This is a genomic window from Streptomyces sp. ICN903 (assembly GCF_022015835.1).
Lineage (GTDB): Bacteria > Actinomycetota > Actinomycetes > Streptomycetales > Streptomycetaceae > Streptomyces > Streptomyces fenghuangensis.
Genome location: NZ_JAKMAY010000206.1, coordinates 1 through 10,290 on the forward strand (window position 1 = coordinate 1; position 10,290 = coordinate 10,290).

The window sequence follows — 10,290 nt, forward strand, 5'->3', positions numbered from 1 at the left end:
GGGCCTGGATGGTCGCCTCGGCCAGCGGGGCGGGCGCGGGGCTGACGGAGACGACGGTGCAGCCCCGGCGGTACGCCTGCTCGGCGAGTGCGGTCAGGCCGCCCTCGTGTCCGTCCGGGGTGGCGAGCAGCAGCAGGTCCAGCGGGCCGGCCCAGCCCGGCAGCGTCCAGCGCAGCGCGCCGGGGTCGGGGAGGGAGCCCGCGGGGTGGAGCAGGGTGACGGGGACGGCCCCGTTGCCGAAGGCCGCGAGGATGTCGGCGACGCAGGCGACGGCCGGTCCGGTGCCCGCGACCAGGATGGCGCGGGGGCGGCCGTCGGGCCGCAGTTCGGTCAGTCCCGCCTCGGTGGCGTGCCGCAGGGCCGTACGGGCGCGGGCGCCGGAAGCGGCGGCTTTGCGCAGCAGGCCGTGGGTGTCGGCTCCGGTCAGGGCGTCGGGGGCGTCGAGCAGGGTCTCGTCCAGCATGTGCGGCCTCTCCGGTCGCCGGGGGCGATCGTGCTCAGGCGGGACGGCGTGCCTCGTCGACGAGGAGGACGGGGATGCCGTCCCGGACGGGGTACGCCAGTTCGCACCCGCTGCCCTCGCAGACCAGTTCGTCGCCCTCCTCGTGGAGGGGGGAGTGGCACGCCGGGCAGGCGAGGATCTCCAGGAGACCGGCTTCGAGCGGCATTGGGTGCGTCCCTTCGGGGCGTGTGCTGTGCTGCTTCGTGGTGCTGTCGTGCGGTCAGCGTACCGCCGGGAGTCCGCTCCCCGTCGGCGGGTGCCGCGGCGGGCGGCGCGCCGGGTCGCTGTGCGGGGCCGCGCGGCGGTGCCGGGACCGGTGGCCGGTGGCCGCGGCCGGTTCCGGCACCGCCGCGCGGTGGCCGGCGGGCCGGCCGTCAGGCGCGGACGATCGCCAGCACCTCGTCGCGGACCCTGGCGGCCGTCTCCGCGTCGCGTGCCTCGACGTTCAGACGCAGCAGCGGCTCGGTGTTGGAGGGGCGGAGGTTGAACCACCAGTCCGGTGCCGTGACCGTCAGGCCGTCCAGTTCGTCCAGCGTCAGGCCCTCGCGGCCGGCGTAGGCGGACTTCACCGCGGCGGCGCGCCCGGCCTGGTCCTCGACGGTGCTGTTGATCTCGCCGGAGGCGGCGTAGCGGTCGTAGCGGGCGACCAGCTCCGACAGGGTGCCCCCCTGTCCGCCGAGCGCGGCCAGGACGTGGAGGGCGGCGAGCATGCCGGTGTCGGCGTTCCAGAAGTCGCGGAAGTAGTAGTGCGCGGAGTGCTCGCCGCCGAAGACCGCGCCGGTGCGTGCCATCTCCTCCTTGATGAAGGAGTGGCCCACCCGGGTGCGCACCGGGGTGCCGCCCGCCTCCTTGACGACCTCGGGGACGGACCAGGAGGTGATGCAGTTGTGGATCACGGTGGAGCCGGGGTGCTTGGCCAGCTCGCGCTCCGCGACCAGGGCGGTGATCGCCGACGGGGAGACGGGCTCGCCGCGCTCGTCCACGACGAAGCAGCGGTCGGCGTCGCCGTCGAAGGCCAGGCCGATGTCGGCGCCGGTCTCCCGCACCCGGGCCTGGAGGTCGACGATGTTGGCCGGATCCAGCGGGTTGGCCTCGTGGTTGGGGAAGGTGCCGTCGAGCTCGAAGTACATGGCGTCCAGCTCGACGGGCAGGCCGTCGAGGACGGTGGGGACGGTGTGGCCGCCCATGCCGTTGCCCGCGTCGACGACGACCTTCAGCGGGCGGACGGCGGTGAGGTCGACCAGCGAGCGCAGATGGGCGGCGTAGTCGGCCAGCACGTCCCGCTGGGTGATCGTCCCCGGCTCCTCCACCGGCTCGGGAGCCCCGGCGTCGGCCCACTCCTCCACCAGCGCGCGGATGTCGGCCAGGCCGGTGTCCTGGCCGACGGGGGCGGCGCCGGCCCGGCACATCTTGATGCCGTTGTACCGGGCGGGGTTGTGGCTGGCGGTGAACATCGCGCCGGGCAGGCCGAACCGGCCGCTGGCGAAGTAGAGCTGGTCGGTGGAGCACAGGCCGATCTCGGTGACGTCGGCGCCGCGGGCGGCCGCTCCCCGGGCGAAGGCCCGCGACAGGCCCGGCGAGGAGGGGCGCATGTCGTGTCCGACCACGATCGCGCTCGCGCCCGTGACCGTCGCGAACGCCGCGCCGAACAGCTCGGCGAGGGGTTCGTCCCACTGGTCGGGCACCACACCACGCACGTCGTACGCCTTCACGATGTGTGACAGGTCAGGCACGGTCCACCCCTTCTGGAGTATCTGGCGACGCCCCAAATCTATCGGGACGATCAGTTCTCGGGGGACCTCAGTACCCGCAGGTGGCCACGTCGAGCCACCTCCATCAGATCCGTCTCGCGCACGCCGCCGGAGCCGGGCTGCTCGGTGGGGGCGGGCTTCCTGCGCTGCGGGGTGCGGGCGGCCTCGCGGACGGCGTTGGCCAGCGCCTCGAGGTCGTCGCCGCTGGGGCGGGCGGGGCCCGCGTCCACGGCGAGGCGGACGACCTCCCAGCCGCGCGGGGCGGTCAGCCGCTCCGAGTGCTCCGAGCACAGGTCGTAGCAGTGGGGTTCGGCGTAGGTGGCGAGGGGGCCGAGGACGGCCGTCGAGTCCGCGTAGACGTACGTCAGCGTCGCCACGGCAGGGCGGCCGCACGCGGTGCGCGAACAGCGACGTACAGGGCTCACGATGTTGGACGGTACCGCACTCTTGAGCGGGCCGCGACGACTCCCCGGGAGGTCACCCTGTTGTGTCGTGCCGGTCCACCGGGATCCCGCGCCGCGGCGGCGGACCGGCTGACCTGGAGCGGGCCGGAAAAGTCCGGTTGGCGGCGGGACGGAAGCCGGACATAGGCACCGTTACCCCTTCGTTCGGATTCCGTCATCGAGGAGCGATCATCGATCGGGGAGTTGTCCGAAACAGAGCCCTGGGGAAACGTGGGGGACGGAACCGGTCGGTCTTCGGCAGCCGGTGATGCGGGAGGGGCGGCGCCGGAGGGCGGGGTCGCGTCGTCACCGCTGCCCGGCCCCCTCCGGACGGCTACTCTCAAGGTGATGAGCAACCCCGTACCGCCCCGCCGGCCCGATCCGCGACCGCGTCGCCGGGATCGCCATGGACGCGGCATGCGCGGCCCCATCGCGCCGCCCCAGGTGCCGCTCGCCATGAGCCGCGCCGACGCCTTCGACGACCTGGTGCGCGACTCCGCCGACCGGCTGGAGAGGCAGTGGCCGCAGCTGTCCGGGGTGGAGTTCGTGGTGCAGGAGGTGCCGCCGGCCGCGCCGGGGGGCGGGGGCGGGCCCGACGGCTGGATCGACGGCTGGCTCGACGGACCGGACAGCGTGCCGCTCGGCCGGTACGCGGCCGCGCGGGACGGCCGCCCCGACCGCATCGTCGTCTACCGGCGGCCCATCGAGCTGCGCGCCAGGACACGCGACGACCGGGCGCTGCTCGTCCACGAGGTGGTCGTCGAGCAGGTCGCCGAACTCCTCGGGCTGGCCCCGGAGTCGATCGACCCGCGCTACGGGCAGGACTGAGGCCGGGACGGGAACGGGCCCGGCCGCGCCTCCGAGGAGCGCCGCCCGGGCCCGTTCGCCGCACCCCCGCTCAGTCGACGAGCACCGACAGGTCCTGCCCGGCCCGCGGCACCGCCACCGTCCCCCGGTCGTCCGGGAGCGTCTGCACGGTGAACATCGGGATGCCGTCGTCCTCCAGGGACAGCGTCCGGGCCGCGTACACCGTCCCGCCCGACAGCCGCTCGACGGTGAGCGCGTAGCGCCCCTTCGCACCCTCGGGCCGCAGATCGTCGACGGCCGTCGTGGTGCCGGCCTTGAGGTCGAGCGTCCTGCTGACCGGTTCGCCGCCGCCGCTGCCGGCCGACGCGGTCACCCGCACCTTCGCGGCCTTCTCCGGCGCGACCAGCGACAGGACCGTACCGCCGTCCTCGGCGCTCTCCGCCTCGGCGTCGCTCCCGGCCGCGGACGCCCGCTCCCGGACGGGCGCGGTGGCGGGGATGAACGCCGTCTCCTGCCGCGCCCCCTCGCCGCGCAGCACGCGCAGCGCCGCCACGACCCGGGCGCCGCCGCCCTCCTCGGCCGGGGAGAGGATCAGCGAGCCGGGCTCGCCCCTGGTCACGTCGCCGAGGTCCACGGCGGCGGTCGTACCGCTCCTGACGTGGAGGGTCTCCTGGCCGGCGGGGGTGATGGCGCCGGTGGGGGTGGCCAGCCGCACCTTCAGGTCCACGTCCTTCTCGCCGGGCGCGAAGGCCACCAGGCGTACGGCGGTGGCGTCGGCCGGGATGCCGGGCAGGACCAGGGTGCCGCGGGAGTCGGCGGAGGCCGGCAGCCAGTCGCCGCCGAGCTTCTCGTCGAGCGACTGCACCTGGGCCCCGATCCGGCCGCTGCGCGCCACCACGTGCAGGACCACGTTGGTGACCGGCTCGCGCGAGAGCGTGGACAGCAGCACGGGGACCGTGGAGCGGCCGGGGACGTTGAGGCCCTCGCCGCTCTCGGTCTTCACCGAGCCGTCCTTGCCGTACAGCTCCAGGTCGACCACGGCCGGGGCGTCGTCGGGGTTGGTCAGGTGGATGTAGTCGTGGCGCGACTTGGCGGTGCTCGCGCCGGGGAACCAGAACTCGGTGCCGGGCACCGTGCAGGACACCCCCAGCAGTCCGCGGCCGGTGCCCGCGGTGACGAGGGTGGTCTGCTGGACCGTCCAGCCGGGGGCGAGGCTTCCGTCGGCCGAGCCGGTCAGCGCGGGCGAGCCGCTGCTGTCCGCCTCGGCGGTGACCGGGACGCCGGGCTCTTCCAGGGGGACGACGGGGTCGGGCTCGTCGGCCCCCTTCCCGTCCTTCCCGTCCTCGCCGCCGCGTCCGCCGCCTTCCAGGGTGCTCCCGGCCGGCAGCAGCCCGGCCCCGCTCCCCGCGCTCTTCGTGCCCTCCTTCCGCTCGGTGCCGCCCTTGGGGGTGTAGGCCGTGTACGTGGTCTCGCCCACCTCCGAGGAGGCCGGCTGAGGGCACACCAGCGTGGAGCGTTCCACGGGGAGCCGGACGGCGGCGGGGCCGGCGGCGGGCTCGCCGGAGGGGGTGGTCAGCGTCGCGACGCCGGTGACGGCGGCCAGCGCGGCGACCACGCCGATCAGGGGGTAGGCGGTGCGGTTCATGCGCGGTCGCTCCTGTCGCCGTACGTCGTGCCGTCCTGTGCGCCGTGGCCGTACGAGCCGCCGTCGTAGGTGTCGCCGTAGGCGCCGCCCTCGTATGTGCCGCCCTCGTATGTGCCGCCGTACGGGGGCCGGGGCTGCCCGCCCTGCGCGTACGGGTCGCCCTGGCCGGCGTACTGCCCGTACCGCTCCTCGTACTGCCGCCCGTACTGCTGCTGTCCGTCCCAGCCCTGCGGCTGCGGCGGCTGCGGCGGCTGCGGTGGCTGCGGTGGCGCGTACGAGGGCTGGGGCTGCGGGGCCGGCTCGTACCCCGGGCCAGGCGCAGGCTCGTGACCCGGCCCGGACGCCGGTTCCGGCTCGGGTCCCGGTGCGGCCCCCGGCGGCGGACCGTCGGCCGCCTCCTGCGCCGCACGCAGCCTGCGGGCCCGCCGGCCCTCGCCCTCCACCGGCTGGGCCGGCACCGTCTCGGCCGTCTCGGGCAGGTCGTCGTCGATCTCCCGGCGGCGCCCCGGCAGTGCCATGACCAGCACCACCAACATCAGCAAGCCCTGCGCCCACACCCATGCGGTGTGCGTCACGGGGGTCTCGTGGACCAACTCCAGCCGGCCGCCCCGGTCGGGCAGTTCGAAGCCCTGCGCCCAGTCGTCCACGGTGACGGGCTTCAGCGGGCGCCCGTCCAGCGTGGCCCGCCAGCCGGGGTCGGCGGCGTCGGCGATCCGCAGCACCCGCCCGGCGGGTCCGGCGGGGACGTCGGTGCGCGCCTCGACCGGCCCGGCCGCGACGGTCACCGGCTCGGCCGCCGCGCCGCCCTTCCCCTCGGGGGGCACGATGGTGATCCGGGCGACCTGGGCGTCCACCCGCCACAGCGCGCTGCCGTCCTCCTGGCTGAGCCGGGACAGGCCCGGGGTCGCGTCCAGCACCGCGCTCATCTCGCGGGGCGCCCCGTCGCGCACCAGGACGTAGCGGACGGCGTAGCCGCCGAGCTGCTCGGCCTGGTCGGCGCCGGAGCCCGCGACCAGGTTGGCGACGACCTCGTCCAGCCGCCGGTCGCCCCCGGCCGCGCGGGCCGTGTCGCCGTCGCCCAGCCGGGCACCGGAGCCGCGGACGAGGGTGTACGAGATCCGGGTCGCCGCGGGGGAAGTGCCGCCTCCGGCGTTCTTGCCACCGGTCTCCCCGCCGAGGACGAGGGTGCGCGGCCGGTCCCGGGTGCCGCTCTCCTCGGCGACGAACGCCGGGACCTGCACCGGGCTGCGCCGCGACAGCGGCCCGTCGGCGCCGGCCGCCATCCAGACCGCGGCGGCCACCAGGGGCGCCACGGCGGCCGCGAGGCCGATCAGGGCCGCGACCGGCTGCCGCCAGCCGAAGCTCTGGGCCGCGACCCGGCCGCGCGCGCCCTCGGCGCCGAGTACGGCCGCGGCCAGCAGGCCCAGGCCGTAGACGAGGGTGGCGGGCCCGGCCCAGCCGGAGCCGCCGGTGAGCGCGGCGAAGAGCAGGCCGGTCAGGGCTGTGGTCCAGGCGGCCAGGATCGCGGTGCGCCGCTCGGAGCGCAGCAGCGCGGCGAGGGCGGCGAGCACGACGCCGGCGAAGAGCATCCCGCCCACCGTCCCGGGCCCGCCGGGGTCGAGGGTCAGCAGTCCGGTGGCGGAGGCGCTGCCCTCGCCGTAGGGCAGCCCCGCCTCGCGCAGGAAGGCCGAGGGGCTGGTGAGCAGTTCCAGCGACCACGGCGCCAGCAGCACCATCGGCACCGCCAGCAGCACGGCGGCGCGGACCGCGTACGCCCCGGTGTGGACGCGCTGCCGTGCCCGCAGGGCCAGTACGGTCAGCGCGGTGGCGGCGGCGACCGGCCAGACGACGGGGGTGAAGGCGGTGGTGAGGGTGAGCAGCAGTGTCAGGGCCCACACGGGGCGCCAGCCCGGCCGGTCGTCCCCGGCCGTCCGCAGCCCCGAGGCCGCGACCGCGGCCCGGGCCATCAGCGGCAGGACGATCGCGAGCACGGCGGTGCCGAGCCGGCCGCCCGCCAGGGCACCGGTGACGGCGGGCAGGAAGGCGTAGGCGACCGCGCCCCAGGCGCGCAGCAGCCGGGAGCCGACCAGCGGCCGGGAGGCGAAGTAGGCGGTGAGCCCGGCCAGCGGCACCGAGCAGACCAGCAGCAGGGTGAGGGTGAACCCGGTGCTGCCGAGGAAGACGGTGGCGAGCGTGGCGAGGACCGCCAGGTACGGCGGTGCGGGCTCGGCGGAGCCGGTGCCGACCGGCTGCCAGATCTCCAGATGGCGCGACCACAGTTCGGCGGCGGAGCCGGGCGCGGGCAGCAGTGCGCCGCCCGCCAGCGCCCCGCCGCCCAGCAGGTCGCGGCAGGCGACCAGGGAGACCAGGAGGAGCACGGCGAAGAGCGCGGGCCCCGGTTTGCGGGCGATCCGCTTCAGCCGGGCGAACTGCTCGACCTCCAGGAAGTCGGCGTCGTCGTCGCCGGGCCCGGTCTCGACGGCGCCGTGCCGCGCGCCGGAGGAGGCGTCGGGGTCGGAGCGCCGGGCGAGGCTGCCCGCCACCTGCTCGGCGGTGGCGCGTACGGTCGCGCCCGGGGGCGGGAAGAGGGGGCGCAGCTCCGAGTGCGCCACCGCGGGTCTGCCGCGCCTGCGCCGGGCGGCGAGGATGCGTTCGGGGCGCAGGAGGGTGCCCATGAGCCCCCTGAACTCGTCGAGCGCCTGCCCGGGCACCTTGCCGACCAGATAGGCAAGCATCCTCAGCAGGGTGCCGACGACCAGGCGCAGCAGGACCCAGGGCAGCTTCTTCCCGGGGGTGTTGACGAGCAGTGTGTAGACCGCGCCCGCCTTGTCCACGCGGTGCGGGCCGGCGACCGAGCGCCCGACGCAGTCGATGGGCCGCCTCTCCCGGGAGGAGGCCTCGGCGTGCCGGACGACGGCGTCGGGCGCGACGAGCACCCGGTACCCGGCGGTCTGGGCCCGCCAGCACAGGTCCACGTCGTCGCGCATCAGCGGCAGGTAGCGGTCGAAGCCGCCGAGCCGCTCGAAGACGTCGCGCCGTATGAGCATGCCGGCGGTGGAGACGGACAGCACCTGACGCACCTGGTCGTACTGGCCCTGGTCCTGCTCCCGGCGGTCCAGGCCGGTCCAGCGCCGGCCGCTGTCGGCGATGGAGACGCCGACCTCCAGCAGCTGCCGGCGGTTGTACCAGCTGCGCAGCTTGGGGCCGACGACGGCGGCCGACTCGTCGGCGTCGGCGACGCGGAGCAGTTCGGCGAGGGCGTCCGGCGCGGGCGCGCAGTCGTCGTGCAGCAGCCACAGCCACTGGACGGGTTCGCCGTAGGGCAGTTCGGGCATGTCGTAGGCGTCGTCGCGCCAGGTCCGGGTGACCGGGTCCCAGCCGCTGGGCCGCTTCAGGTAGGGCAGGTCCTCGGGGCCGAGGACGGGCGCGGTGCGGGCCGCCTCGCCGACCGCCGCGCCGAAGCCGGTGCGGCGGGCGAGGTGCAGTACGCGGTCGGGACCGAGCGCCTCGGCGACCAGCCGCGCGGAGTCGTCGGCGCTGCCGGTGTCGGCGGCGATCACGTCCTGCACCGGCCGCTCCTGACCGGTGATCGCGGCCAGGGCGTCGGGCAGCCAGCGCTCGCCGTCGTGGGAGACGAGCACGGCGGTGACGACGTGCCTGGGGAACTCCGGCGGCCCGCCGGTGTCGGTCTCGGGCCGTGGCGAGGCGAACGATGCTGTGGCCGCCTCGTACTGGGCCGCCGGGTGGCTGTGCACGGACATCGGGGTAGGGGCCCTCCGGCCGGGGTCCGGGGGTCGCCCCCCGGAAGGCTGCTGCGTCGGACTGCTGGAAGTGTGCTGGACGCGGGTGCCGTGCGCTCGGCGGCCGCGTCGTGGACGGCTCCCCACACTAATGGCTGTACGCGCCCCGGCGTCCGGGGTCCCGGGTACTGGTCGCCCGCGCAGCGATCCGCCCCCGCGCGGTGCGCGGGGGCGGATCGGGTGCTCTGCGGTCCGTGCGGTGTCCTGTGCCGTTTCGTCCGCCGGTTCCTTGCGTCTCTTCTTCCGCCGCGTTCTGCGGCTTGTGCCGTTTCTGCCGCTTCGTCAGGCGGCCGCACGGCCGGGGTGCTGTGCGGACGTTCGCCGGGAGGGCGGGGACGGGCGGTGCCGGTCCGTCAGACGGCGGCCTTCTTCAGACGGCGGCGTTCGCGCTCCGACAGACCGCCCCAGATGCCGAAGCGCTCGTCGTTGGCGAGGGCGTACTCGAGGCACTCGGAGCGGACCTCGCAGGCGAGGCAGACCTTCTTGGCCTCTCTGGTGGAACCGCCCTTCTCGGGAAAGAAGGACTCGGGGTCGGTCTGGGCGCACAACGCGCGCTCCTGCCAGCCGAGCTCCTCGTCCGCCTCTTCGACCAGCAGTTGTTCGAACAGCTCGGTCATGCGCGCCCCTCGTCAGTCTTTACGTCCCCGTGATGCTGTCGTTATCGATCCCGGCCGAACGACACGAGTGAAATTACAAGTGTGTACATCCACGCGAGTCAAGCCGAGATCTGCTATTGGGCCCGTTATTCACCCTGCGGAACCAAACCCTTGCATTAAGTGTTTAAATCATCACAAACCATGACAGGCGGATCGGACATCTCGCCCAACCGACCCCTCCCGTCCGGAAGGACGCGCCCGGACCCGGCCACGTTGCCCTCCCCGCTCCGAAGCGACCACGATCACACTCTGATCACAGATCCACAACGACGTTTGTGCGTGCGGATGTTGCGCCACTTGTCCGCTCCAGGCGCGCATAAACCTTTCGCCGGCCCGGGCGACCGGAAGTGGTGAAACCCGCCTGCCAAACGGGCCGTCCGGTTGACGGCCGTTTGACAGCGAGACGAGGTACCCGTTCTCCTTGGTGTCATGCCAGCGATCCGCTCGTTCAGCCCGGCCCGCCACCGCGGGGCCCTTCGCGCTGCCCGGGCCTGCTGTCGCTGTTGCCGTCGTTGAGGTTCCGGGTCGAGGTTCCGAGGCTCCCCGGACTCTGAGGTCTTCCGGGCCCCGTGGTCTTCCCGGGCGCCGGCGTTCCGAGGCGCACCGAGCCGCCGGGACGGCCGAACCGCCGGCGGCCGGTGACGCGGAAGCACCCTTCCGCTACGGCCTCCCGCCCTCCCCTCCTC

Annotated in this window: 7 protein-coding genes and 1 pseudogene; 1 reads left to right on the forward strand and 7 read right to left on the reverse strand. The window is 75.1% G+C overall.

From position 1 onward, the window contains the following. From L7D48_RS19820 to L7D48_RS19835, 4 genes and pseudogenes are all read right to left on the reverse strand, one after another. Positions 1-463, reverse strand: a pseudogene (locus tag L7D48_RS19820) (mannose-6-phosphate isomerase); the annotation flags it as partial. Positions 464-497: 34 nt separating this feature from the next. Continuing rightward, positions 498-668 carry a Trm112 family protein gene (locus tag L7D48_RS19825; RefSeq protein ID WP_101258606.1) on the reverse strand — a complete coding sequence of 57 codons (171 nt, stop codon included), beginning with the start codon at positions 666-668 and terminating at the stop codon, positions 498-500. A 208-nt stretch (positions 669-876) separates the two neighbouring features. After that, positions 877-2,235, reverse strand: a complete 1,359-nt coding sequence (locus tag L7D48_RS19830; protein WP_237880916.1) for a phosphomannomutase/phosphoglucomutase — start codon at positions 2,233-2,235, stop codon at positions 877-879. Positions 2,236-2,285: 50 nt separating this feature from the next. Beyond that, the gene (locus L7D48_RS19835; protein WP_237880924.1) at positions 2,286-2,681 is read right to left on the reverse strand and encodes a DUF3499 domain-containing protein; all 396 of its coding nucleotides are present in this window, start codon (positions 2,679-2,681) and stop codon (positions 2,286-2,288) included. A 363-nt stretch (positions 2,682-3,044) separates the two neighbouring features. On the opposite strand from L7D48_RS19835, the gene L7D48_RS19840 reads away from it, so the two are divergent. Further along, a complete protein-coding gene (locus tag L7D48_RS19840; RefSeq protein ID WP_237880918.1) occupies positions 3,045-3,524 on the forward strand; it encodes a metallopeptidase family protein in 480 nt (159 codons plus the stop codon). A 70-nt stretch (positions 3,525-3,594) separates the two neighbouring features. On the opposite strand, the gene L7D48_RS19845 is transcribed toward L7D48_RS19840, so the two are convergent. From L7D48_RS19845 to L7D48_RS19855, 3 genes are all read right to left on the reverse strand, one after another. Then, positions 3,595-5,148, reverse strand: a complete 1,554-nt coding sequence (locus tag L7D48_RS19845) for a DUF5719 family protein (protein ID WP_237880920.1) — start codon at positions 5,146-5,148, stop codon at positions 3,595-3,597. Beyond that, the gene (locus tag L7D48_RS19850; protein WP_237880922.1) at positions 5,145-8,909 is read right to left on the reverse strand and encodes a glycosyltransferase family 2 protein; all 3,765 of its coding nucleotides are present in this window, start codon (positions 8,907-8,909) and stop codon (positions 5,145-5,147) included. The genes L7D48_RS19845 and L7D48_RS19850 overlap by 4 nt, the downstream gene beginning before the upstream one ends. Before the next feature lie 392 nt (positions 8,910-9,301). After that, on the reverse strand, positions 9,302-9,565 hold the full coding sequence (locus L7D48_RS19855) for a WhiB family transcriptional regulator (RefSeq protein ID WP_003950432.1): 264 nt from the start codon (positions 9,563-9,565) through the stop codon (positions 9,302-9,304). Between the last annotated feature and the right edge of the window lie 725 nt (positions 9,566-10,290).